Here is a 24,367-nt window from a genome sequence, read left to right as displayed (position 1 = left end):
CTACCGACCCGCCAGGCCGGGCGAGCCGTTGACAGGCGCCGCCCATCCCACCATGCTAAGCAGTTGCTTAGACTTACGACGCGAGAGGCCGGGATCATGGCAGAACCGAGGACCTTCCACTCCCCCGACGAGCTGAAGGCGGCCGTGGGCGAGCAGCTCGGCCACACCGACTGGCTGGAGGTCGACCAGAAGCGGATCGACCTGTTCGCGGAGGCCACGGGCGACCACCAGTGGATTCACGTGGACCCGGAGAAGGCGGCCGCGGGCCCGTTCGGCACCACCATCGCGCACGGGTACCTCACCCTCTCCCTGCTCCCCCTGTTCGGGCCGCAGCTCATCGCCGTCGAGGGCGTGAAGATGGGCGTCAACTACGGCACCAACAAGGTCCGCTTCCCCGCCCCGGTGCCGGTCGGCTCCCGGCTGCGCTCCACCGCGGTGATCACCAATGTGGAGGACGTGCCGGGCGGGGTCCAGGTGTCGGTGGCCTTCACCGTGGAGCGCGAGGGCGGCGACAAGCCGGTGTGCGTGGCGGAGTCGGTGTCCCGGTACTACTTCTGACCCCGGGGAGCGGGCGTCGGGGTCAGTGGGCCCCGACCATCCGCAGGACGAGGCCCGCGTACAGCTCGCCGACCTGCTCGGGGGTGCGCGGGCCGTCCACGTTGAACCAGCGGGCCACGTCGATGCAGAGCGACAGGATGGCGAGGGTGGTGCCCTGTACGTCGGGCACGTCGAACTCGCCGGCGGCCACGCCGTCCTCGATGATCCCGCGCACCTCGGCGTCCACCTGGCGGCGGAGCGCGACGATCTCGGCGCGGGCGTCCGGGCCGAGCGCGTCCAGTTCGTACTGCACCACGCGCGCGGTGGTGCGGCGGCCGGCGTGCCAGCGGACGAAGGAGCTGACGCCGTCCGCGAGCCGCTCGGCGGCCGTGCCCTCGCCGCGTGCGGCGGTGCGCAGGATGTCGAGCGCCTTGTCGTGACCGATGCGGCTGATCCGGTGGAGCAGCTCTTCCTTGGTCTTGTAATGGATGTAGAGCGCGGCCGGGCTCATCCCGGCGCGGCCCGCGATGTCGCGGGTGGTGGTGGCGTGGTAGCCGCGCTCGGCGAAGGCCTCCACGGCGGCGACGAGCAGCCGCCGGGCCGCGTCCGGGGTGACCTCGGCCCACGCGTCGGCCTCGCCGCCGACCGTCTCCTCCGCCGTACTCATCGCTCGCCCCTCCTCGGATGACAGGAGCACCACCATACCGCCGAAGGTGAGCGCCCGCTTAGCGAGACTGCTGGGGGCCGGGGGTCTTACGGTACGGGTCGTGGGCGGTGAGCAGTTCCTCCATGCGGGCCTGGTCGACTCTGCTGACGATCTCGCCGGCCTCCTGCCTGTCCCGGATCACCTTGGCGAGGGTGAAGGCGGAGGTGACGAGGTAGAGGACGGCGATGGCGAGGAAGCCGCGCACCCAGGCGTTGGCGTCCAGCCGGTAGATGCCGATCGCGGTGGCCGTCATGGCGACGGCGAAGGAGGCGACGGCCTGTCCGTAGAAGGCGGCCGTGCTCTGCTGCTTGACTGGTGTGTCGCTCATGGCACGAGTGTCGGCGAACGCGGCACGGGCCACATCCGCCGACGTACTCAGTGCGGGTACTCAGAAAGCGCGCGGCCTCAGAAAGCGGAGACGCCGGTGAGCGCCCGGCCGATCAGGAGCTTCTGGATCTGGCTGGTGCCCTCGTACAGGGTCATCACGCGGGCGTCGCGCAGCAGCTTGCCGACCGGGTACTCGTCGATGTAGCCGTAGCCGCCGAACACCTGGAGGGCGTTGGAGGCGGCGCGCACGGCGGCCTCGGAGGCGAACAGCTTGGCCTTGGAGGACTCGGTGGCGAACGGCTCGCCCCGGTCGATCAGGTCGGCCACCCGCCAGGTGAGCAGCCGGGCGGCGTCCACGTCCACGGCGATGTCGCTGATCAGCTCCTGCACCAACTGGTGCCGGGCGATGGAGGTGCCGAACTGCTCGCGCTCACCGGCGTACCGGACGGCCGCGTCCAGGGCGGCCTGGGCTATGCCGACGCAGCCCGCGGCGACCGACATCCGGCCCTTGGCGAGCGCGGACATGGCGACGGAGAAACCCTTGCCCTCGGCGCCGACCATCGCGGAGGCGGGCACCCGCACGTCCTCCAGCACCAGCTCGGCGGTGGCCTGGCCGCGCAGGCCGAGCTTGCCGTGGATGGTGCGGCGGGTGAGGCCGGGAGTGTCGGTGGGGACGAGGAAGGCGGAGACGCCCTTGTGGCCGGGCGCGTCGGTGGAGCGGGCGAAGAGCAGCACCACGTCGGCCCAGGTCCCGTTGGTGATGAACATCTTGGTGCCGCTCAGCACGTAGTCTCCCCCATCGTCCCGGACGGCCCGCGTGGTGAGGTTGCCCGCGTCCGAGCCGGTGCCGGGCTCGGTGAGGCCGAAGCAGCCGATCAGCTCGCCGGAGGTCAGCCCCGGCAGCCAGCGCCGCTTCTGCTCCTCGTCGCCCCAGGCCGCGATGGACTTGGCGACCAGGCCGAGGGAGACGGAGACGATGCCGCGCACCGAGGAGTCGCCGCGCCCCAGTTCCTCGGTGACCAGGCAGTACGCGAGATGGTCGCCGCCGGAGCCGCCGTACTCCTCGTCGACGGTCAGACCCAGGAAGCCGACCTCGCCGAGCTTCTTCACGATGCCCCGGTCGACCTCCTCGGCGCGGTCCCAGGCCGTCACGTACGGGGCGATCTCGCGCTCCACGAAGTCACGGGCCAGACGCCGTACGGCCGCCTGTTCCTCGCTCAGCTCCAGGTTCACCACGCGATCACCCCACACGGCCTCGGCGGGAACCCGTAAGGCCCTTGAAAGACGTACATTTAAATTAGCACTGCTAGTTTCCGCTCGCAGCCCTACTATGTGCGCCATGGCCCGACCGCGCAAGCCCCTGCTCAGCACCGACCGGATCGTCGAAACGGCACGGGCCCTCGTGGACGCGGAGGGCCTCCAGGCCGTCTCCACCCGGCGGCTCGCCGCCGAACTCGGGGTCAGCGGACCCTCGCTCTACAACCACTTCCGCACCAAGGACGAGATCCTGGAGGCGGTCGCGGACTCGGTGAGCGCGCAGGTCGACCTCACGATGTTCGAGGACGGCCGGGACTGGCGGACCGCGCTGCACGACTGGGCCGTCTCCTACCGGTCCGCGCTGCGCGACCACCCCAACATCGTCCCGGTCCTCGCGCGCGGCCCCGGCCGCCGCCCGGCCGCCCTGCGGCTGGCGGACGCGGTGTACGGCGGGATGGTCGACGCGGGCTGGTCCCCGGCGCAGGCGACCTCGATCGGCGCGCTGATGCGGTACTTCATCATGGGCTCCGCGCTCAGCTCCTTCGCGGGCGGCTTCGTGGACGACGCGAGCGCCTACGACCCCGCCGACTACCCCCACCTCGGGCAGGCCCACCTCCTCGCCGAGCAGCAGGAGAAGATCGACGAGCGGGCCTTCGAGGTGGGGCTCTCGGCGCTGCTGGCCGGTCTCGAGGGGCAGTACGGGCAGCCGGAGCCGGGGAGCCTCCCATGATTCGGCGGCCGCCGAAGTGTCCGTGCCGCAGGCTGGGCACATGACCGCCAGGGACCCGCGGGCCGCCGCTCTCGCCTCACTCGCCGCGCTGCTCGCCGACGAGACGCGGGCCGGGTGTCTGCTGGCCCTGCTGGACGGGCGCGCGTGGACCGCGGGGGAACTCGCCCGGCACGTCCGGGTCGCGCCCTCCACGCTGAGCGAGCATCTGAACCGGCTGGTCGCGGGCGGTCTGCTCGCGGAGGAACGCCAGGGGCGGCACCGGTACGTCCGGCTGGCCGACCCGCGCGCCGCGCAGTTGGTCGAGGATCTGGCCGCGCATCTCCCGCAGGACGCGGTGCGCCAAGTCCCGCGTTCCTTGCGGGAGTCGAGTGCCGGGTCCGCGATGGCGCGCGGGCGCACCTGCTACGACCATCTCGCCGGGCGGCTGGGCATCGCGGTCACCGACGCGCTGACCTCGCGCGGGCTGCTGCGCCAGGACACCGGGTTCGCGCTGACCGACGCGGGGCTCGCCTGGTTCGGGGACGCGGGCATCACCGTGGACCGCTCCACGCGGCGCCCGCTGGCCCGCGCCTGCCTGGACTGGACGGAGCGGCGCCCGCATCTCGGGGGCGCGGCGGGCGCGGCACTGTGCCGGCACGCGCTGGACACCGGGTGGTGCGCCCGCGTGGGCTCGGGGCGCGCGGTGCGGGTGACGCCCGCGGGGGCGCGTGCGCTGGCGGAGCTGCTGGGTATCGACGGGCGGGCGCTGGCCTGAGGGCGCCCGCCTTTTCACCGAATCGATCGAGGAGTCCGATGGACCTCAGTCCGCGTCATCGTCTGCTGCCCGCGGCCGCCGCCGTGGTCACCGTGCTGCTGTGGGCGTCCGCTTTCGTGGTGATCCGCACCGCCGGTGACGCCTACTCGCCGGGCGCGCTGGCGCTCGGACGGCTGCTCGCGGGCGGTCTCACCCTGGCCGTGCTGTGCGCGATACGGCGAGAGGGATGGCCGCCGCGCGCGGCCTGGCCGGGCATCCTGGTGTCCGGGGTGCTCTGGTTCGGCTTCTACATGGTGGCCCTGAACTGGGGCGAGCAGCGGGTGGACGCGGGCACGGCGGCCCTGGTGGTGAACGTCGGCCCCCTGCTGATCGCCCTGTTCGCCGCCCGGTTCCTCGGCGACCCGATGCCGCCCCGGCTGCTGGCGGGGATGGCGGTGTCCTTCACCGGCGCGGTGATCGTGGGTCTGTCGATGTCGGCCGGGGGCGGCGGCTCCTCGGTGCTCGGTGTGGTGGCCTGCCTCCTCGCGGCGGTCGCCTACGCGGCCGGGGTGGTCGCGCAGAAGCCCGCCGTGGCCCGCGCGAGCGCCCTCCAGGTGACGACGTTCGGCTGCCTGATCGGAGCCGTGGCCTGCCTGCCCTTCACCGGCCAACTGATCTCGGAGGCGTCCCACGCCCCCCTCCCGGCCACCCTCGGCATGATCTACCTCGGCGTCTTCCCCACCGCCCTCGCCTTCACCGCCTGGGCCTACGCCCTGGCCCGCACCAGCGCCTCCAAGCTGGGCGCGACGACGTACGCCGTCCCCGCCCTGGTGGTCCTGATGTCCTGGCTGGCCCTGGGCGAGGTCCCGGGCCCGGTGATGCTGGGCGGCGGCCTCCTGTGCCTGGCAGGCGTGGCGGTGGCCCGCTCGCGGGGGCGTACGGCGCCGGCGCAGGTGGCGGACGCGGCGCCCAGCCCCGACCGGGTGCCCTGAGCCCCGTCAGAAGACCACCAGCGCCCGCCCGCCCCGGCCGGCCAGCATGTCGTCGAAGGCTGCCGGGATGTCCTTCAAAGTGATGTGTTCGGTGACCAGGGCGGAGAGGTCGAGGCGGCCCTCGCGGATGTGGGTGGCGATGGCGGGGAGGTCGCGGGCGGGGTCGGAGTTGCCGTAGACGCAGCCGGAGAGGGTGCGGCCCCAGTGGAAGAGTTCCAGCGCGTTGAAGGTGACCTGCTGGTCCTTGCCGCCGATGCCGACGACCGTGGTGCGGCCGCCCCGGCGGGTGGACTCCCAGGCGGCCCGGATGCTCTGCGCGCGGCCCGCGCACTCCACGGCGACGTCGACGCCCTGCTTGTCGGTGAGGGCGCGGACGGCGCGCGGGGTCTGCTCGTCGGCGAGGACGAAGTCGGTCGCGCCGCAGGCGCGGGCCAGCTCCTCCTTCCGCGGCGAGACGTCCACGGCGATGACGCGGGCCGCGCCCGCGATCCGGGCCGCCTGGAGCGTGGCGAGCCCGACCCCGCCGGCCCCGAACACGGCGACCGTCTCGCCGGGCTGGACCTGCGCCGAGTGGTGGACGGCGCCGTAGCCGGTGAGGACGGCGCAGCCGAGCAGGGCCGCGTCGGTGAGCGGGACCCCCTCGGGCAGCGGCAGCGCGCAGGCGGCCGGTACGACGGTCTCCTCGGCGAACGCGCCGACGTTGAGGCCGGGATGGAGTTCGGTGCCGTCGGCGGTACGGGCGTGGACCCGGGCGGCGCCGTCCAGCGCGTGCCCGCACAGCCAGACCTCGCCCCGCGCACAGGCGGGACACCCCCCGCAGGCGGGCGCCCAGTTGAGGACGACGGGCGTACCGGGCACGAGCCCGGCCACCCCCTCCCCCACGGCGGTCACCGTGCCCGCGCCCTCATGGCCGAGCACGGCCGGGACCGGCACCCGCATGGTGCCGTTGGACAGGGAGAGGTCGGAGTGGCAGACCCCGGCGGCGGCCAGGCGCACCCGCACCTGGCCGGGCCCCGGCTCGGGCAGTTCGATCGATGTGATCTCCAGCGGGGCCCCGACGGCGGGCAGGACGGCGGCTCGTACGGTCATCGCGCGCGGTCTCCTCGAAAGCTGGGGCGACGGTGGCCCGAAGGTACCCGGTGGACGTGTGCCCGCCGGGTGGCTGACCGCGCACCAAACTAGCGGCGTTAGTTTTCCGGCGCCAGGGCTGCCGGGGCGCTCGCGGGGCCGACCCGGACCGGGATGCCGTTGAGGACGGCGTTGCCGGACAGGGGATCGAGGAGGGTGCCGTCGAGGAGCTGGTTGACGTTGACGCCGGGTTCGCGGCCGGCGTGGGCCAGCCGGGTGCCGGGGCGGTGGTGGCCCCAGCCGTGCGGGAGGCTCACCACGCCGGGCCGGATGGCGTCGGTGACCTCGGCGGGCGCGGTCACCTCTCCCCCGGCGCCCTTGATCCGTACCGGTTCGCCGTCGCGCACGCCGAGGCGCTCGGCGTCCTCGGGGTGGAGGTGCAGGGTGCAGCGGTTGGTGCCGCCGGTGAGGGCGGGCACGTTGTGCAGCCAACTGTTGTTGGAGCGCAGATGGCGGCGGCCGACGAGGACGAGCCCGGTGGGCCGCTCGCGCAGGGCCTCCCGCAGCCGGGGCAGGTCGGCGGCGATGGGCGCGGGCAGCAGCTCGACCTTGCCGCTGGGTGTCTTCAGCGGCTGGGGCAGGCGCGGGCGGAGCGGGCCGAGGTCGATGCCGTGCGGGTGCTCGAGCAGCCGGGCGAGCGTGAGGCCGTCGGGGCGGGCGCCGAAGCCGTCGCCGTAGGGGCCGAGGCGCAGCATCAGGTCGAGGCGGCGCTCGGGGCCGTCGGCGCCGGTGAGCTGCGCGACCAGCTCGCGCGGGTCACGGCCGTTGACCGGGGAGTGGGGTTCCTGGACGGCCTTGCCGAGGGTCTGGTCGATGACCATGGTGTCGACGGCGGCGGGGTCGGCCCCGTGCATGCCGCTCGCGGCGAGGATCAGCCGGGCGAGTATCTCGGTCTCGGCCATCCTGCCGGGCTCCAGCGGTACGGCGGGCCGGGTGTAGCGGACCTGGTTACGGACGGCCAGGGTGTTGAAGGCGAAGTCGTGGTGCGGGCTCTGCGCGGGCGGCGGCGGGGGCAGGACGACGTGCGCGTGGCGGGAGGTCTCGTTGAGGTAGGGGTCGACGCTGACCATGAAGTCCAGCGAGCCCAGGGCCTTGTCGAGCCGGTCCCCGTCGGGCGCGGACAGCACCGGGTTGGCGGCGATCACGATCAGCGCGCGCAGGGCTTCGCCCTCGGCGGTGGCGGTGTCGATCTCCTCGGCCAGCGCGGAGAGCGGCAACTCGCCCTTGGCCTCGGGCAGTCGCCGTACGCGGGAGTGCCAGCGACCCAGCGCGAAGCCCCGGCCGGGGCCGGCCGGGCGGGGGGTGCGGTCGGTGGCGGCCTGGGGGAAGAGGGCGCCGCCGGGGCGGTCGAGGTTGCCGGTGAGGGTGTTGAGCACGTCGACCAGCCAGCTCGCCAGGGTGCCGTGCGGGACGGTGCAGCTCCCGATGCGGGCGTAGACGGCGGCGGTGGGGGCGGCGGCGAGTTCGCGGGCGAGGGTGCGGATGGTGTCCGGGTCGACGTCACAGGCTCCGGCGACGGCCTCGGGGGTGAAGTCCCGCAGGGCTTCACGGAGTTCGGGCAACCCGTCGACATGCGGCGCGAGGTCCCCGAGATCGACGAGCCCCTCCTCGAACAGCACGGTGGCCATCGCGGCGAGGAGCAGGGCGTCGGCGCCGGGCCGGATGGCGAGGTGCCGGTCGGCCAGCTTTGCGGTGCGGGTGCGGCGGGGGTCCACCACGGTGAGGCTTCCACCTCGGGCGCGGAGGGCCTTCAGCTTGCCGGGGAAGTCGGGCGCGGTGCACAGACTCCCGTTGGACTCCAGCGGATTGGCGCCGATCAGCAGGAGGTGGTCGGTGTGGTCGAGGTCGGGCACCGGGATGGCGTTGGCGTCGCCGAACAGCAGGCCGCTGGAGACGTGCTTGGGCATCTGGTCGACCGTGGACGCGGTGAACAGGGAGCGGGTGCGGACCGCACCGAGCAGCACGGTCGGGTACAGGGCGCCGGCCATGGTGTGCACGTTGGGGTTGCCGAGGACCACCCCGAGGGCGTCGGCGCCGTACCGCTCCACGACCGGACGCAGGCCCCGCGCGACGACGTCGAACGCCTCCTCCCAACTGGCCTCGCGCAGTTCCCCGTTCTCCCGGACCAGCGGAGTGCGCAGCCGGTCGGGGTCGGCGTCCAGCGCGCCGAAGGAGGCGCCCTTGGGGCAGATGAAGCCCTTGCTGAACACGTCGTCCCGGTCGCCCCGGGCGGCGGTGACACGGGTGCCCTCGATGGTGAGGGTCAGCCCGCAGGTGGCCTCACACAGGGGGCAGATACGCAGGGCGGTGCGGGGCACGGGTCCTCCCGGAGGGTCGGCGGCACTGCCGGACGGGCTGGGCCGTACCGGCCCGGGCGAGCATACCGACCGGTAGGCATGGTGGGGAGCCCTGTGCGGCCGGTTCAGTCGAGTACGCGGCCCAGGTAGGCCCGCAACAGTTCCCGTGTCTCGTGGATGATCGCCGGGTCACCGTCCGGATCGGCGTGGAAGGCGAGCTGGATGAGGGTGTCCGCGCTCTCCACGGCAACCAGCAGGACGCGGCGCAGGTCGTCGTCGGGGGCGCGGCCGAGGTGGTCGGCGATGAGTCCGCCGAGCCGGTCCGCGACGCGGGTGTTGGGCGCGGTGCTGCGGGTGCCGACGGGTATCTGGTTGCCGAAGTCCACCAGGGCGAAGCCGGGCGCGGTGCGCTTCATGCCGAGGTACTCGTCCAGGACGACGTCCATCGCGGCCCGCCAGTCGCCCGGCGGCGCCTCCTTCAGCCGGGCGGTGACGTGCTCGGCGTAGTGGCGCAGGTTGCGCTGGGCGAGGGCGTCGGCCATCTGCCGCTTGTTGCCGAAGAAGCGGTACACCGAGCCGATGGGCACCCCGGCCCGCTCGGCGACCGCCCGGGTGGTCAGGGCGTCGTAGCCGACCTCGTCCAGGAGAGCGGCGCAGGCGTCGAGGATTCTGGTCAGCCGTTCGGCGCTGCGCCGCTGGACGGGAGCGCGGCGGAGGGATGTCACATGGGGCACGGCCACATGATGCCTCGCCACAGGGAGGCGGAGAAGGGCGGGGAGTCCTCGTAGGTCCCCCGGGCGGCCGGTTCTCGCGCTCCGGGCGGGTGAAGGGCGCGTTCGCCTCTTGCGCACACCCTCCGGCATTCCTACGGTGCTCCATAGGAATGCCGGAGAAGCGTGTGCAAGGGAGCGATCATGACCGATGGGGGTACCTCCCGCGCGAGCGGGTTCGAGCGTGGGGGAGCGCGGAAGACCGCCGAAGCACTGGCGTACCTGACCGGGTTCGGCAACGAACATTCCTCCGAGGCGGTGCCCGGCGCCCTGCCCGAGGGCCGCAACTCACCGCAGCGCGCGCCGCTCGGCCTGTACGCGGAGCAGCTCAGCGGCACGGCGTTCACCGAGCCCCGCGCCCACAACCGCCGCTCCTGGCTGTACCGTATCCGCCCCTCGGCCGCGCACCCCGCCTTCACCCGCACCGCCAACGGCGCGATCCGCACGGCCCCCTTCACCGAGACCGTGCCCGACCCGAACCGGCTGCGCTGGAGCCCGCTGCCCGAGCCGCTGCCGGGCACGGACTTCCTGGCCGGCCTGTGGACACTGGGCGGCAACGGCGACGCGACCCAGCGCAGCGGCATGGCCGTGCACCTCTATCACGCCAACTCCTCGATGGAACGCGTCTTCTCGGACGCCGACGGGGAGCTGCTGATCGTCCCCGAGCGGGGCGGTCTGCTGCTGCACACCGAGTTCGGCCGCCTCCATGTGGAGCCCGCGCACGTGGCCCTCATCCCCCGTGGGGTCCGCTTCCGTGTGGAGCTGCTGGACGAGACGGCACGGGGTTATGTGTGCGAGAACTACGGTGCGCCCTTCCGCCTCCCCGACCTGGGCCCCATCGGCGCCAACGGCCTCGCCAACGCCCGCGACTTCCGGGCGCCGGTCGCCGCGTACGAGGACACCGAGGGCCCAGTGGAGGTGGTCAACAAGTTCTGCGGCAACCTCTGGACGGCCACCTACGACCACTCCCCGCTCGACGTGGTCGCCTGGCACGGCAACTATGTGCCGTACGCCTATGACCTGCGCCGGTTCAATGTGATCGGCACCGTCTCCTATGACCACCCGGACCCGTCGATCTTCACCGTCCTGACCTCCCCCTCGGACACTCCGGGCCTGGCGGGCGCCGACTTCGTGGTGTTCGCCCCGCGCTGGCTGGTCGGCGAGGACACCTTCCGGCCGCCGTACTTCCACCGGAACGTGATGAGCGAGTACATGGGCCTGATCGAGGGCGCCTACGACGCGAAGGCGGAAGGGTTCGTGCCCGGGGGCGGTTCGCTGCACAACATGATGTCGGCGCACGGCCCGGACCGGGAGACCTTCGACCGGGCGAGCGCGGCCGAGCTGCGCCCTCAGCGGATCGACGACGGGCTGGCCTTCATGTTCGAGACCCGCTGGCCGATCGCCCTCACCCCGGACGCGGCCCGCGCCGACCACCTCCAGCGGGGCTACGACGACGTGTGGCGCGGACTGGAGCCGCACTTCCGCACCTCATGACAACTCCGATGTGTGACCGCTCCGTTGCGCCGACCGGTCCAGGACAGGTACGGATAGCCGCGTGACCTCTTTCGCCCCGGACTCGATCGTCCTGAACCGCAAGCTGCCGCTCTGGTACCAGGTGTCCCAGTCGCTGCGGGCCTCCATCCTGGGCCGCTCGCCCGAGGACCCGCTGCGGCTGCCCACCGAGGAGCGGCTGGCGGGGCACTACGGGGTGAGCGTGCTGACGATGCGGCAGGCGCTGAAGGAGCTGGAGGACGAGGGGCTGATCAGCAGGCACCGGCGGCGCGGCACCTTCATCGAGCCGGGGGTGCGGCGCGGGGCGCCGGTCAGGCTGCTGGGCTCGGTGGACGCGATCGTGGCCCAGCAGTCCGGTATGACGGCCGAACTGCTGGACGTGGCGCGGGTTCCGGTGCCGCCCATGTGGGCGGAGCACTTCCCGGACCTCGCCGAGGTGGCGGTCTACCACCGGCTGCGCGGGGACGCGAAGACCGGCGAGCCGACCAACCACGCCGTCAACCATGTGCGCCCGGAGCTGGCCGACCGGATCGACCCGGCCGATCTGGCCCGCTGGCCGATGACCAAGGTGCTGCGGGACGTGGTGGGCGCCGACATCAGGCGGATCACCGACACGGTGGAGGCCCGGCTCGCCGACCCGGAGACCGCCCGCCTGCTCGAGGTGCCGCTGCTGAGCCCGATCCTGCACTACACGGGCGTCACCTACGACTCCGCGGGGCGGGTGCTGGACGTGGCCGTCATCCACTACCGGGGCGACCGCTTCTCCTTCACCGTGACCCTGGAGGCCACCTGAGCCCCACCCCCACCCCCACCCCCGTTCCCGTCCCCCGGCCGGGCCGAGGCCGTTAGCATTCCGGGCGTGACGTACGAGGACGCGCCGCCGCTGGCGGACCTCATGCCGTGGTCCGTCGCACCGCTGCGGCCGGGCCGCGCCTGGCCGACGGCACCCGACCCGGCGTCCCTGAAGGCCCGTTGGACAGCGCTGCTGACGGCCCAGGGGGCGGAGCGCGAGGCCCTGTTCGAGCCGACCCGGTCGCGCACCACCCACTCGGCGGTGGCCCAGTTGCCCGGTCGGCGGACCGGTACCGAGCGACTGGCGCGGGCCTCGGGGCCGTGCCCGGAGCCGGTGCGGGTCCTCGCGGCGCCGTTCGACGAGCGCTGGCTGATCCCGGACCACCGGCTGATCGACCTCGCCCGCCCGGAGCTGTGGCGGGTGGCGGACGAGCGGCAGGTGTTCCTGGTGGAGGCGGGTGCCGGGGTACTGGCGACCTCGCTGCCGCCGACCCTCGCGGCGGGGCGCATCCGCCCGCTGTACCGGCGTCCCGGCGGCGCCGAACCCAACCTGGCACCGGGGCTGTTGGACGAGCTGGCCGCGATGCTCGGCTTCCGGCCCACGGCGGCGGACGTGCTGGCGTGGATACTGGCCGCCGTCCAGGCCGACCTGACCGTGCCGCTCACCGGAGACCCCGAGGTGTGGGCGCGGGGCGTGGAGTCGGGCCGGCGCGCGCTGTGGCTGATACGCCGGGACGGGGAGCGCCCCAGGCTGCCCGGCGGCCGCCGCCCGTACGTCCGCGCGCCGCTGCCCTCGTACCCCCGCACCCTGCGCCACGACGCCGACGACGAGACCCTGTACCTGGACGAGGGCCGCGTCTCCCCCGTCCCGCGCGCGGCCTGGGAGCACGAGGTGGCCGGGGTCCGCACGCTGGAAGCCTGGTTCACGGCCCGCACGGCCCCCGGCGCCCCCGGCACCCTGGCCGCCATCGGCCCCCGGACCTGGCCGCAGGGCTGGACCTCGGAGCTGCTGGAGCTGATCACCGTGCTGACCCTCCTGGCCGAACTCCCCGGCCTGGGCCCGATCCCGGAGCCGATCACGGCAACCGGACTCCGCACGGCCGGAGTTCTCCCGCCCGCCCCCCGGACCCGCCGTCCCGCCTCGGTGCTGGACCACCAGGAGGAGGGCCCGGAGGGGCAGTTCGCCCTGCTCTAGCGAGGTGACGGGTGACAGCGGGGGCCCGCCGGGAGATCATCGCGGGCATGGATCTGCTGCCGCCGCCCCTGGAGGGCGTCACCGTCGTCGCCGTCGAACAGGCCGTGTCCGCGCCCTTCGCCACCCGCCAACTGGCCGATCTGGGCGCCCGGGTGATCAAGGTGGAGCGGGTCGACGGCGGTGACTTCGCGCGCGGCTACGACACCACCGCCGAGGGCCTCGCCTCGCACTTCGTGTGGTGCAACCGGGGCAAGGAGTCCATCGCGCTGGACCTGAAGGACCCGCGCGGCCTGGACGTCGTACGGCGGCTGATCGCGGACGCGGACGTGTTCGTGCAGAACCTCGCGCACGGGGCGGCGGCCCGGCTGGGCCTGGACGCGGCCACGCTGTGCGCGGCGGACCCGAGGCTGATCGCCGTGGACATCTCGGGTTACGGCAGTTCGGGACCGTACGCGGACAAGCGGGCGTACGACATGCTCGTGCAGTGCGAGGCGGGGCTGGTGTCGGTCACCGGCACCCCGGAGCGGCCGGTGAAGGCGGGCATCCCGGCGGCGGACATCGCGGCGGCCATGTACGCCTTCTCCGGGGTGCTGGCCGCGCTGGTGCGGCGCGGCACGACCGGGCGGGGCGGGCCGGTGGAGGTGTCGATGCTGGAGGCGCTGGCCGAGTGGATGGGCCACCCGCTGCACCACACGATGCACGGGGGCGAACCCCCGGCGCGCACCGGCCTGGCGCACGCCGTGATCGTGCCCTACGACTCCTACGAGACGGCGGAAGGCGGGCGGGTGCTGCTGTCGGTGCAGAACGACCGGGAGTGGCGACGGCTGGCCGAACAGGTACTGGAAAAGCCGGAGTTGGCGCACGACCCGTCCTACGCGACCAACGCGGCGCGGGTGGCCGGGCGGGAGCGGACCGACGCCCTGGTCGCCGGGGCACTGGGCGCGCTGACGGCGGACGAGGCGCTGGCGCGGCTGGAGGCGGCGGGGATCGCCTGCGCGCGGATCAGGGATCTGGCGGAACTGGCGGAGCATCCGCAGCTCGCGGCGCGGGAGGGGTGGCGGCGGGTGGGTTCGCCGGTGGGACCGCTGCGCGCGCTGTTGCCGCCCATCACCCTGCCCGGCGGCGCTGAGACGCGGCTGGGGGACGTGCCCGCGCTCGGCCGGCACACCGACGCGCTGCTCCGCGCCGTGGGGATGACGGACGACGAGATCGCGGCATTGCGCCGGGACGGTGTGGCGGCCTGAGCGCGGCTGACGCGCGGACCTGCGGGGCGGGGCGCCGGTTCAGTCGGGGCCGAGCCGGAACCGGGCGGGACTCCGGGGAGTCCGCTCGGTACGGCTCAGTGGCTGCCGAAGAGCGACCGGCGCAGCCGGCGCAGGGGCGCGAAGAGAGAGACCCGGCTGACGCGGACGCGCCGGTCGCTGCGCTGACGCACGGTGTCCCGTGCGGTCAGTTCACGCATCAGCGATGTCGCCTCGACCGTCTCCCGCTGCGGTATGGCAGGTCCGCCGAGCACCGCGAGGTGGCGGTCCAGACGCCTGCTGGTCGCACCACTGCCGCAGGTGATCGCAGGGACCCTGGCCCTGCTGCGCATTGCTATCTGCTCCATGTCACTCCCCACCCGTACGAATCCACCCGGCCCACGGGCAGAGTAACCCTATCGTCCCGGTAGGGCATGCGTGTATCTCGGCCACGGGATTCACCTTCCCTGCAAGGCGGTTGATCATCCCTAATTGACTACTCTCCGAATCCGACTGATTTCAGGGTGAGTTGGACAACGGGCTGGCCAGTGGGGTGCACAGAACCGCCGTTCGGCTCGACGGTCACGGCGAGTGACACCGCGGACTTCTCGAGCCCCTTCACGGCCAAGGGCGTGTCGGCGCCGAGAAGCCCGAGAGAACGGGGTTGTGCGCCGGGACGCGTGAGCCAGAGCTGATGCACCCGGCCGCCGGACGGGCTGCCGTATCCGCTCAGGGTGACGACGGCGCGGCCCTCGGACGGTGACGCGACGACCGCGAGCGCGCGGCCGTGTCCGTCGGTTCCGGTCGTGGCGCGGGCGTCGGGAGCGGCGAGAACGTGGGCGATGTCACGTGCCCGCGCCTGCTCGGCGGCGAGTCGTCCCTCCGTGCGGTGCGCCTGGACCGCGAAGAGCGAGGCGACGACCAGGGCCGCGGCGGCCGTCACGGTGGCGAACGGCACGAACAGCGGGCGCGGCCCGGCCCGCCGGGCACGGGCAGGCGGCGGCTGGACTCCCCATACGTGCGGCGGCAGTTGGGCGGACCGCTCCCGCCCGGCGGGCCGGGGTGCCGGGTCCTGCGGAGTGGTGCGTACGGCGGCCAGGACGCGTTCGCGCAGGGCGGCCGGGGCGGGGGCGGCGGTGGACCAGGCGAGCCGGACCGCGTCCTCGGACAGTTCGCGGACCTCTGTCGTGCAGCGGCCGCAGCCCGCGAGGTGCTTCTCGAAGCGGCGCCGCTCGCCGGGGTCGAGGGCGTCCAGGGCGTAGGGGGCGGCCAGCGAGTGCGGGTCCTCGCGGCGCAGGAGACGGGCGAAGAGGCTCACGCGGCACCTCCGAGGCAGCCGCGCAGCCGGTTGAGGCCGTCGCGCATCCGGGTCTTGACGGTGCCGAGCGGCAGCGAGAGCCGTTCGGCGACCTCACGGTAGGTGTAGCCGTCGTAGTAGGCGAGGGTGACGGACTGGCGCTGGAGGTCGGTCAGCCGTCTCAGACAGCGGCGCACCCACTCCCGTTCCAGTCCGGCCTCGACCTCCTCGGTGACGTGGTCGAAGGCGGGTTCCCCGGCGCGCAGGGCCTCGCGCTGCTCGCGTTCGCCGGCCGCGCGGGCGCTGCGCACCCGGTCGACGGCGCGGCGGTGGGCGAGCGTGAGTATCCAGGACAGGGCGCTGCCGCGTGCCGGGTCGAACCGGGCGGCGGAGCGCCAGAGTTCGAGCAGCACCTCCTGGACGACCTCCTCCGACTGGGCGGGGTCGCGCACGACCCGCCGGACCAGCCCGAACACCGGCCCGGAGACCAGGCCGTACAGCTCCTCGAACGCCTGGTGGTCGCCGCCCGCCACCCGTACCAGCAGTACCTCGGCGCCCTCACCCCGGCCGTGGCCGCACCCGGCCGTGCCGGTGACCCCTCGCATCCGCACGAACGCACACCTCCGGCGGTTGATACGTATCGGGGAGCCGAAAACGCGGGTCGAAAAAAGGAAAAAGAAAGTTCCTCTCCGGCCAATCCGTCGTCGCCGACCGCTCCGTATACCCGTCCGTCAAGCAAGTCGGATTCGAGGACGGACGGCATGACTCTCTTCGCCAGAAGCGGCACGGCACGCAACGGCCTGGTCCCGCTCATCTGCGGCGCACTGGCCGCCGGTGGGCTCGCGGCCGCCGGTGTCGCCACGCTGGAGCCGGGGGCGGCCTCCGCCTCCTCCCACCGGGAGGCCCCGCTGATCTCGGGCACCCCGCAGTACGACAACACCGATCTCTACGCGTTCGTCAGCCCCGACAAGCCGGACACGACGACGATCGTGGCCGACTGGATACCGTTCGAGGAGCCGGCGGGCGGCCCGAACTTCTACACCTTCGCCGACGACGCGCAGTACGACCTGCACATCGACAGCGACGGCGACGCCCAGGACGACCTTCTCTTCCGCTACACCTTCAAGACGCGGACGAAGAACGGGAAGACGTTCCTGTACAACACCGGCCCGGTCACCAGCCTGGACGACCCCGACCTCAACATCACCCAGACCTACGACCTCGAGCTGGTCCGCATGAAGGGCGGCCACGCGATGTCCCGGACGAAGGTCGCGGACGACGTGCCGGTGGCGCCGTCCAACGTGGGCAAGGCGTCCATGCCGGAGTACGGCAAGCTGCGGTCGCAGGCGGTGTACAAGACCGCGGGTGGCGCGGCCACCTTCGCGGGGCAGGCGGACGACCCGTTCTTCCTGGACCTGCGTGTCTTCGACCTGCTCTACGGCGGCAACCTCAGCGAGGTCGGCCGGGACACCCTCAAGGGCTACAACGTCAACACGATCGCCCTCCAGGTCCCCAACGACCTGATCCGGCAGTCGGCGGACCAGCCGGTCGTCGGCATCTGGTCGACCACCCAGCGCCGCAACGCCCAGGGCTACTACAGCCAGGTCTCCCGCCTCGGCAACCCGCTGGTCAACGAGGTGGTCAACCCGCAAGCGGACAAGGACCGCTTCAACGCCTCCCAGCCCTCGCACGACGCCCAGTTCCTGAAGAACGTCACCAACCCGGAGCTGCCCAAGCTCATCGAGGGCATCTACAAGATCGACGCCCCGGCCGAGCCGCGCAACGACCTGGTCGACGTCTTCCTCAAGGGCGTCAAGGGCCTCAACCAGCCCCCGAACGTGCGCCCTTCGGAGCAACTGCGGCTGAACACCTCCATCAAGCCGACCATGCATCCCAAGCGGCTCGGCGTGCTCGACGGCGACAACGCGGGCTTCCCCAACGGGCGCCGGCTCACCGACGACGTGATCGACGAGGCCCTCCAGGTCGTCGAGGGCGAACTCCTCGGCTCCAAGAACGACTTGGGCGACGCGGTGGACGCCAACGACAAGAAGTTCGAGAAGTCCTTCCCCTACGTCGCCCAGCCCACGGCGGGTTCGCGGGGCGCGCTGGCCAAGGGCACGACGGCGGGCGCCGACGTCAAGAGCCAGCTCGGTGACGCGCTGAGCCCGGCCTCGGCGACGGGCGGCACGGACAACACCGTGCTGATCGCGGGTTCGGCGGCGGCGGGCGCGGCCGGAATCCTGCTGCTCGGCACCGGCGTCGGCTGGTGGCGCCGCCGGATGCGGCGCGCGTACTGAGCCCTTCCCCCCGAGCGACCGGCACGGCCCGCACCCCTTCCCCCACGGCGGGCCGCGCCGGTCTTCCCGACCACCGTCAGGCGAACCAGGAGAGGGCGATGGGCCCGCGTACGAGTAGTGACGAGCAGACCGGCGGCACGCCGGGCGGGAGCCAGGGCCGCCGGACGGCGTGGCGGGTGGCTTCCGCCGCCCTGCTGGCCGTCGCGCTGACCGGTGGCGCGGTCGCGTTCGGGGCCGCGCGGGACGGCGGGCGGGTGGCTCCGGCCGCCGCCTCCGCCGCGATGGACCCCGGCGCGCTGGCGGGCGCCGACCCGGAGGCGGCCGTCGCCGCGCTCCAGACCCATCTGAAGGGACAGCCGAAGGACCACGACGGCTGGGCCACGCTCGGCCTCGCCTACGTGGAACAGGCCCGCACCAAGGGCGACCCGGCCCGGTACCCACAGGCGCAGGCCGCCCTCCGGCGCTCCCTGGCCCTCGCGCCCGGCAACGACAAGGCGGTGGCCGCACAGGCCGCCCTCGCCGCGGCCCGCCACGACTTCACCGGCGCCCTGGCCGGCGCGGACCGCGTCCTGAAGCACAACCCCTACGACGAACGCGCCCTCTGCTCCCGCATCGACGCCCTGGTCGAACTCGGCCGGTACGCCGAGGCGGCACGAGCCGCCGACACCGCCGACGCCCGCAGGCCGGGCACCCCCGTCTTCACCCGGTACGCCTACGTCCACGAGCTGCGCGGCGACGTCACCACGGCCCGGCGCGTCCTCCAGCAGGCGCTCGCCGGCGCGACCTCCCCCGGCGACATCGCCTACGTGGCCGCCCAGCTCGGCCAACTCGCCTGGAACCAGGGCGACTACAAGACCGCGCTCACCCAGTACGCCCGCGCCCTGGCCGCCGACGACACCTACCTCCCCGCGCTGGAGGGCCGGGCCCGCGCCCAGGCGGCGAGCGGACAGCAGGCAGCCGCCATCAAGGGACTCGAGGCGGTGGTCGCCCGCGCCCCGCTGCCCACCTCGCTGGCAGCGCTCGGGGAGCTGTACGAGGCGCGCGGCGGTGCCGGGGACCGGGAGAAGGCGCGCCGGCAGTACACGCTGGTGCAGGCGTGGATCGCGCTGGCCCGCGCCAACGGCGTCGACGCCGACCTCGACACCGCGCTCGCCGCCGCCGATCACGGCGACAAGGCGGCCGCCCTGCGCGCGGCCCGCGCCGAGTGGGCCCGTCGGCACACCGTCCACACGGCGGATGCCCTCGCCTGGGCGCTGCACGTCAACGGCCACGACACGGAGGCCCTCGCACACGTCCGCGAGGCTACCGCCACCGGCTACCGCAACGCGTCCTTCCTCTACCACCGGGGCGTCGTCCAACTCGCCACCGGCCACGCGAAGGAGGGCCGCGCCTCGCTGGCGGCGGCGCTGAAGCTGAACCCCGGCTTCTCCCCGCTCGGTGCCGCCGAGGCCCGCAGGGCACTGGAGGCGGCCAAGTGAGGCTCCGCCGTTCCCTCGCCGTCCTCGCGGGCGCCTGCGCCGTGCTGCTCGGCTCCGCCCCGGCCGCGGACGCGCATCCCCTGGGCAACTTCACCGTCAACCGGTACGACGGCCTGGTCGCCGCCCCCGGCACGCTCCACGTCACCCATGTCGAGGACCTGGCGGAGATCCCGGCCACCCAGGCCAAGCCGGACCTGGAACGGCTCGGCCCCGCCCGCTGGGCCGAACTCCGCTGTGCCGAGGCGGCGCGGGGCAGCGAGGTCACCGTGGGCGGGCGCCGGGTCACGCTTCGGGTGTCGGCCGCGCGGGCCGAGCTGCGGCCGGGGCAGGCGGGGCTGGACACCCTGCGGCTGGAGTGCGCGGAGTCGGCCCCGCTGCCCAAGGGCGCGACGGTGAGCGTCGGCTTCCACAGCACCGGGGTGTCCTCCGGGCCGGGGTGGCGGGAGATCACGGCGCGGGGCGACCGGATGACGCTGAGCCGTTCCGACGTGCCGCGGAAGTCGGTCTCGCGTGAACTCACCACCTACCCGGCCGGCCTGCTGTCCTCCCCCGCCGACACCTCCACCGCCCGGCTCACGCTCAGGCCCGGCGGGGCAGCCTTGGCCCAGGAACGGGACGCGCCCGGCGCCTCGGTGCTGCCGCGCGGCGCCGACCGCTGGACCCAGGCCCTCAACGACCTGGTCGCCCGGCGCGACCTCACCCTCGGCTTCGCCACGCTCGCGCTGCTCATCGCGGTCGGCCTGGGCGCGGCCCACGCGCTGGCACCGGGGCACGGCAAGACGCTGATGGCCGCCGCCGCGGCTGCTCGGGGCGGGCGGGCCCGGCTGCGGGACGTGCTCCCGCTGGCCGCCTCGGTCACCGTCACACACACCCTCGGGGTGGTCGCCCTGGGGCTGCTGGTGACGGCCGGCTCCGCCGCGACGCCCTCGGTGGTGGCGTGGCTGGGGGTGGCGAGCGGTGCGCTGGTGCTCGGGGCGGGGGCGAACCTCGTACGGCGGGCCTGGCGGGGGCGGGTGGTGGAGGCGGGGCACACGCATGAGCATGTGCGGGCCGCCGAGGCGGAGGGGCGGGCTTTGGCGCTGGTCGGTGGGGGTGATGGTGGGGAAGCCCCTGTGGGTACGCACCATGGCGCGGGACCACATGGGCCGAGCCCACATGTGCGGAGCCCACAGGTGCCAAGCCCACAGGTGCCAGGCGCACATGGAGAGACACCACATGGGCCCAACCACCACCACCCGCACCCCCACTCACCCGGCCACGATCACACCCATCCGCACCCCCACGTACACACCCACACCCACGGCGGCCACACCCACTCCCACCCCACCGCCCCCACCCTCAAGGGCACCCTCCTCCTCGGCTTCGCAGGCGGCCTCGTCCCCAGCCCCTCCGCCGTGGTCGTCCTGGTGGGCGCCGCCGCACTCGGCCAGGCATGGTTCGGCCTCCTCCTCGTCGTGGCGTACGGCGTCGGCCTGGCCCTGACCCTCACCGCGGCCGGCTTCGCCGTGGTCCGGCTCGGCTCGGTCGCCGGGCGCCTCCTGGACCGGGACCCGGCGCGCCACGCCCACCCTCTAACCGCACTGCTCCGCCGCACGATCCCGCTGGCCTCCGCGCTGGCCGTGCTGGTGCTGGGCGCCGGATTGATGCTCAAGGGGGTCGCAAGCGCTGTTGGCTGAGCTACGTTGTTCAGGATTCGCGCGACGTGCCATGGGGGGAGCCCGTGTCAGAACAGCCGGGACGCGATCGGTTGATCGCCGGCCGTTACCGTCTGCTGTCCCCGCTGGGCGAGGGCGGCATGGGCACGGTCTGGCGCGCCCATGACGAGGTGCTCCGGCGTGAGGTGGCCGTCAAGGAGGTACGCGCCCCGGCCGGGCTGCCCGTCGGGGACGTGGAGCGGATGTACGCCCGCCTGGAGCGCGAGGCGTGGGCGGCGGCCCGGGTCGCCCATCCCAACGTGGTCACGGTGTACGACGTGGCGATGGAGGGCGGCCGCCCCTGGATCGTGATGGAGCTGGTGCGCGGCCGCTCGCTCGCCGACATCCTGGAGACGACCGGCCCGCTGTCCGTGACGGAGACCGCCCGCGTCGGCGCCGAGGTGCTGGACGCGCTGCGTGTCGCGCACGACGTCGGCGTACTGCACCGGGACGTGAAACCGGCCAACGTGCTGCTGTCCGACGACGGCCGGGTGGTGCTGACCGACTTCGGTATCGCCTCGGTCGAGGGCAGCTCGGCGCTGACCATGGCCGGAGAGGTGATCGGGTCGCCCGAATTCCTCTCCCCCGAGCGGGCGTTGGGCCGTACGCCGGGCCCCGAGTCGGACCTGTGGTCGCTGGGTGTGCTGCTGTACGCGGCGGTGGAGGGCGGCTCCCCGTTCCGCCACGACACCCCGCTGTCCACGCTGCGCGCCGTGGTGGACGAACCCCTGCCGCCCCCGCACCTGGCGGGCCCGCTCACCGCCGTCATCGAGGGCCTGCTCCGCAAGGACCCGGAGGACCGGCTGCCCGCCGAACAGGCCGCGAGCGACTTGCGGTTGATCGCGGCCGGGGGCGCCCCCACGACCCGTGTCGCGTACGTACCGCCGCCCGCGCCGACCGTCCCGTTGCCGGAGGGCGCACCCGACCCGGGTCCGCCGGTGCGCGAGCGCCGCGCGGGTGTCGTCCTGGTCATCGGCGTGCTCGCCCTGGTCCTCGCCCTGGCCGGGCTGACGTACACCCTGCTGCACCGGGACGACGGCGACCGGAACGAGGGCGGGAGCACCCCGGGCGCGACCGTGACGAAGACCGACGAGCCCCGCTCCCCCACACCGGCCAGCCACGAGCCGTCACCGTCGACGTCGAAGAGCAGCGCCCCGCCGAGCAGCAGCGAGCCCGCGCAGTCGGTCCGGGTGTCGCTGACCGGAACGCACACGCGGTACGAGGGGAGTTGTCCGCCGCCGGAGGCCGGGTCGCCGGTGTTCACGGCGACGTTCACCGTGGGGAGGCTGCCCGCCGAGGTGCGCTACCGGTGGAAGCTGAAGCACGGCTCGTTCGAGGGCGAGGAGTGGCGGACGCTGTCGTTCCCGGAGGGCGGCCAGCGGACCCGGCAGGCGCGGGTGACCGTGCGGACGAACGACGAGGACGGCACGTCGGAGAACGCGATCAGCGTGGAGGTGCGCGAGCCGGCGCGGGGCGGGTCCGACGAGGTGCCGTTCACCGTGACGTGTGACAAGACGACGGAGACCCCGTCGGACGGGGCCTCCGCTTCCTCCTCGGGCACACCCTGATGTTTCCTTCGGGCGAGTGAGTCCCGTACGGCTCGCTTTGACGGGGTCACCCTGGTGGGCGGGGTGGGTCAGGCGGCGTTGGTGAGCACGGGGAGGTAGCCGCCGGACTGTCCGGCCGCGGTCGGGTGGTACGACTCGCCGATGTTGGTCCAGTTGACGCTGTGCAGCCAGGAGTTGCTGGAGCAGATCTCGTGGCCGGTGAAGGTGGTGCGGACGTCGCCGAAGACGAAGCCGTGGGCCTGGGCGCGCTTCTGGATGGCGCTGTTCATGTAGTCGGCCGCGCTGTTGATCGCGGAACGCTTGGTCTCGGAGAGGCCGAGGCAGCTCTGGCCGAGCAGGTAGAAGCGCGGGTAGCCGATGACGACCACACGGGCGGAGGGGGACTTGGCGCTGATCGCGTTGTACACGGCGTCGAGCTTGCCGGGCAGCGTGGAGTCGACGTAGGCGCGGGCGGTGTTGATCCGCGACAGACAGGTGCTGTCGGACTGGATGACACAGGTGGTCATGACGTCGGCGAAGCCGGCGTCGTTGCCGCCGATGGTGATGGACACCAGGCCGGTGGAGGAGTTGAGCGAGCCGAGCTGACCCGCGAGGACGTCGTCCGTGGTGGCGCCCGAGCAGGCGTTGAAGGCGAAGGAGGACGGGCCGTGCGCGGCGTTCCACAGGTAGGGGTACGCCTTGGTGCTGCGGTCGCAGTCGCCGCTGGAGCTGATGTAACTGCCTGACCCGACCCCGGAGGAGTAGGAGTCGCCGAGCGCCACATAGCCGCCGGTGGCGGCCTGCGACGATCCGGCACCGGCGAGGGTGAAGCCGGTGGCGAGGAGGAGTGAAGCCACGTATGCCGCAATTCGGGTACGTCTCATGGAACCTCCCTTTAGCAGGATCTCTGCCACAACTTTGGTACCAGCTACGCGCGTTGACGGGAAGTGTCCATGCCAAAACAATTTCGCCCTCAACCGTCCCGCACATCGTGACTACTTCTCCGATGGGTTGACGACTCGCCACATATCACATGACGTAGACGGGTTCGGGCACAATCCCCCAGAAGGGGCATGGGGGCAGAGGTCGTCTTGACGCCCTCGGAACGGCTGGGCCACATTGAAGCCCGGCATCCGACGCGTCGGGGGGCAAAGTCGGCCCATGCGGTCATCAACTGGCAACAGATCCACGGCAGATGGCGAAGACAGAGAGCGGGTGGGTCCGGGGAGGGACCTGCCGGCGCTGCTCGCCGGAGCCGCGACCGGCACCGCCGCGTGCGGCGCGCTGCTCGCGCTCATGGATTCCGGCTCACCGCTGCGCGGACCGTGCGCGCTGTTCTTCCTGCTCGCCGCACCCGCCCTGGCCCTCGCCGTGGCGCTGCGCGGGCTGGACCTCTTCGGCCGGCTGATCGCCGCGCTCGCGGGGGCGGTCGCGCTCGACATGCTGGTCGCCCAGGCCATGTTGACCGTGCACCGCTGGTCGGTGACCGGCGGGATCGTCGCCGTGACCGTACTCAGCCTGCTGATCCTCCTGGCCACCCGCGTACGGCAGCGGGCGGGTTCGCGGGGGCGGACACCGGAGGGGAGTAAATCAGGCCAAAGTTTCGTAACGGCCAAACCAACTGATTCGTGAGACCACGTCCAGGTCTTGCGATTCTGCTTCTATCGTCAATACCGTCATACATCTCACCCGCATCGGTCCGTCGCCACACGGTTCAGGGGAGGGCTCGGAGCCGTGACGCACCGGGGTGAGGCGCGGTAGGGGGGTGCCGTGCTCGGTGACCGCACCAGGTGACCGAGCCGTGCCGCGCGACCGGAGGTCCTTGAACGCTCGGGGG

General features: G+C 73.2%; 23 protein-coding genes. 13 read left to right on the top strand and 10 right to left on the bottom strand.

Annotated features, from left to right (window positions below; genetic code table 11):
* Window positions 1–96 precede the first annotated feature (96 nt).
* Window positions 97–558 (top strand): MaoC family dehydratase, encoded by a 462-nt coding sequence (locus OG448_RS24355; RefSeq protein ID WP_389004812.1) that lies wholly within the window; start codon window positions 97–99, stop codon window positions 556–558.
* A gap of 22 nt (window positions 559–580) precedes the next feature.
* Here OG448_RS24355 and OG448_RS24350 read toward each other — a convergent pair whose 3' ends face one another.
* From OG448_RS24350 to OG448_RS24340, 3 genes are all read right to left on the bottom strand, one after another.
* Window positions 581–1,204 (bottom strand): TetR/AcrR family transcriptional regulator, encoded by a 624-nt coding sequence (locus tag OG448_RS24350; RefSeq protein WP_164189719.1) that lies wholly within the window; start codon window positions 1,202–1,204, stop codon window positions 581–583.
* A gap of 58 nt (window positions 1,205–1,262) precedes the next feature.
* Entirely contained in the window at window positions 1,263–1,571 is a 309-nt protein-coding gene (locus OG448_RS24345; protein WP_391299708.1) for a YiaA/YiaB family inner membrane protein, read from the bottom strand.
* 77 nt (window positions 1,572–1,648) lie between these two features.
* Complete coding sequence (locus OG448_RS24340) at window positions 1,649–2,803, bottom strand: acyl-CoA dehydrogenase family protein (protein WP_405558933.1); 1,155 nt, start codon at window positions 2,801–2,803, stop codon at window positions 1,649–1,651.
* A gap of 106 nt (window positions 2,804–2,909) precedes the next feature.
* On the opposite strand from OG448_RS24340, the gene OG448_RS24335 reads away from it, so the two are divergent.
* Genes OG448_RS24335 through OG448_RS24325 form a run of 3 tightly spaced genes read left to right on the top strand, consistent with a single transcriptional unit; the run spans window position 2,910 to window position 5,282 of the window.
* Window positions 2,910–3,557, top strand: coding sequence for a TetR/AcrR family transcriptional regulator (locus tag OG448_RS24335; RefSeq protein WP_405556866.1), 648 nt, complete (start codon window positions 2,910–2,912; stop codon window positions 3,555–3,557).
* Between the two features lie 40 nt (window positions 3,558–3,597).
* Entirely contained in the window at window positions 3,598–4,311 is a 714-nt protein-coding gene (locus tag OG448_RS24330; protein ID WP_405556864.1) for an ArsR/SmtB family transcription factor, read from the top strand.
* Window positions 4,312–4,349: 38 nt separating this feature from the next.
* Window positions 4,350–5,282 carry a DMT family transporter gene (locus OG448_RS24325; protein ID WP_405556862.1) on the top strand — a complete coding sequence of 311 codons (933 nt, stop codon included), beginning with the start codon at window positions 4,350–4,352 and terminating at the stop codon, window positions 5,280–5,282.
* 6 nt (window positions 5,283–5,288) lie between these two features.
* Here OG448_RS24325 and OG448_RS24320 read toward each other — a convergent pair whose 3' ends face one another.
* The 3 genes from OG448_RS24320 to OG448_RS24310 form a co-directional block, all read right to left on the bottom strand.
* Complete coding sequence (locus tag OG448_RS24320) at window positions 5,289–6,371, bottom strand: Zn-dependent alcohol dehydrogenase (protein ID WP_405556861.1); 1,083 nt, start codon at window positions 6,369–6,371, stop codon at window positions 5,289–5,291.
* A 98-nt stretch (window positions 6,372–6,469) separates the two neighbouring features.
* Window positions 6,470–8,728 (bottom strand): molybdopterin oxidoreductase family protein, encoded by a 2,259-nt coding sequence (locus OG448_RS24315; protein WP_405556859.1) that lies wholly within the window; start codon window positions 8,726–8,728, stop codon window positions 6,470–6,472.
* A gap of 104 nt (window positions 8,729–8,832) precedes the next feature.
* A complete protein-coding gene (locus tag OG448_RS24310; RefSeq protein ID WP_405556857.1) occupies window positions 8,833–9,447 on the bottom strand; it encodes a TetR family transcriptional regulator in 615 nt (204 codons plus the stop codon).
* A 174-nt stretch (window positions 9,448–9,621) separates the two neighbouring features.
* Here OG448_RS24310 and hmgA point away from each other — a divergent pair, with 174 nt between their 5' ends.
* From hmgA to OG448_RS24290, 4 genes are all read left to right on the top strand, one after another.
* Window positions 9,622–10,971, top strand: coding sequence for a homogentisate 1,2-dioxygenase (gene hmgA, locus OG448_RS24305; protein WP_405556856.1), 1,350 nt, complete (start codon window positions 9,622–9,624; stop codon window positions 10,969–10,971).
* A 61-nt stretch (window positions 10,972–11,032) separates the two neighbouring features.
* The gene (locus OG448_RS24300) at window positions 11,033–11,782 is read left to right on the top strand and encodes a GntR family transcriptional regulator (protein WP_405556854.1); all 750 of its coding nucleotides are present in this window, start codon (window positions 11,033–11,035) and stop codon (window positions 11,780–11,782) included.
* A gap of 57 nt (window positions 11,783–11,839) precedes the next feature.
* Window positions 11,840–12,976, top strand: a complete 1,137-nt coding sequence (locus OG448_RS24295) for a type ISP restriction/modification enzyme (RefSeq protein WP_405558931.1) — start codon at window positions 11,840–11,842, stop codon at window positions 12,974–12,976.
* 47 nt (window positions 12,977–13,023) lie between these two features.
* Window positions 13,024–14,220 (top strand): CaiB/BaiF CoA transferase family protein, encoded by a 1,197-nt coding sequence (locus OG448_RS24290; RefSeq protein WP_405558929.1) that lies wholly within the window; start codon window positions 13,024–13,026, stop codon window positions 14,218–14,220.
* 95 nt (window positions 14,221–14,315) lie between these two features.
* On the opposite strand, the gene OG448_RS24285 is transcribed toward OG448_RS24290, so the two are convergent.
* The 3 genes from OG448_RS24285 to OG448_RS24275 form a co-directional block, all read right to left on the bottom strand.
* Window positions 14,316–14,585 (bottom strand): hypothetical protein, encoded by a 270-nt coding sequence (locus OG448_RS24285; RefSeq protein ID WP_030812513.1) that lies wholly within the window; start codon window positions 14,583–14,585, stop codon window positions 14,316–14,318.
* Window positions 14,586–14,713: 128 nt separating this feature from the next.
* Window positions 14,714–15,535: an anti-sigma factor domain-containing protein gene (locus tag OG448_RS24280; RefSeq protein WP_405556852.1), complete on the bottom strand. Its 822-nt coding sequence runs from the start codon at window positions 15,533–15,535 to the stop codon at window positions 14,714–14,716.
* Complete coding sequence (locus OG448_RS24275; protein WP_135788313.1) at window positions 15,532–16,119, bottom strand: sigma-70 family RNA polymerase sigma factor; 588 nt, start codon at window positions 16,117–16,119, stop codon at window positions 15,532–15,534. The genes OG448_RS24280 and OG448_RS24275 overlap by 4 nt, the downstream gene beginning before the upstream one ends.
* A 156-nt stretch (window positions 16,120–16,275) precedes the next feature.
* Between OG448_RS24275 and OG448_RS24270 the strand changes: the two genes are divergently transcribed.
* From OG448_RS24270 to OG448_RS24255, 4 genes are read left to right on the top strand one after another with little or no spacing between them, the layout of a single operon-like run.
* Complete coding sequence (locus OG448_RS24270) at window positions 16,276–17,811, top strand: DUF4331 domain-containing protein (RefSeq protein ID WP_405556851.1); 1,536 nt, start codon at window positions 16,276–16,278, stop codon at window positions 17,809–17,811.
* On the top strand, window positions 17,808–19,289 hold the full coding sequence (locus OG448_RS24265; RefSeq protein WP_405558926.1) for a hypothetical protein: 1,482 nt from the start codon (window positions 17,808–17,810) through the stop codon (window positions 19,287–19,289). Before OG448_RS24270 ends, OG448_RS24265 begins: the two co-directional genes overlap by 4 nt.
* A complete protein-coding gene (locus tag OG448_RS24260) occupies window positions 19,286–20,965 on the top strand; it encodes a nickel transporter (protein WP_405556849.1) in 1,680 nt (559 codons plus the stop codon). Before OG448_RS24265 ends, OG448_RS24260 begins: the two co-directional genes overlap by 4 nt.
* A gap of 44 nt (window positions 20,966–21,009) precedes the next feature.
* Window positions 21,010–22,551 carry a serine/threonine-protein kinase gene (locus OG448_RS24255; protein WP_405556847.1) on the top strand — a complete coding sequence of 514 codons (1,542 nt, stop codon included), beginning with the start codon at window positions 21,010–21,012 and terminating at the stop codon, window positions 22,549–22,551.
* Window positions 22,552–22,619: 68 nt separating this feature from the next.
* Here the strand turns inward: OG448_RS24255 and OG448_RS24250 are convergent, their stop codons facing one another.
* Entirely contained in the window at window positions 22,620–23,414 is a 795-nt protein-coding gene (locus tag OG448_RS24250; RefSeq protein ID WP_405556845.1) for an SGNH/GDSL hydrolase family protein, read from the bottom strand.
* Window positions 23,415–23,745: 331 nt separating this feature from the next.
* On the opposite strand from OG448_RS24250, the gene OG448_RS24245 reads away from it, so the two are divergent.
* Window positions 23,746–24,162, top strand: a complete 417-nt coding sequence (locus tag OG448_RS24245; protein WP_405556843.1) for a hypothetical protein — start codon at window positions 23,746–23,748, stop codon at window positions 24,160–24,162.
* Window positions 24,163–24,367 lie beyond the last annotated feature (205 nt).

It is taken from the genome of Streptomyces sp. NBC_01171 (assembly GCF_045039805.1).
Classification (GTDB): domain Bacteria; phylum Actinomycetota; class Actinomycetes; order Streptomycetales; family Streptomycetaceae; genus Streptomyces.
This window is presented reverse-complemented; position numbering and strand designations above follow the sequence as displayed.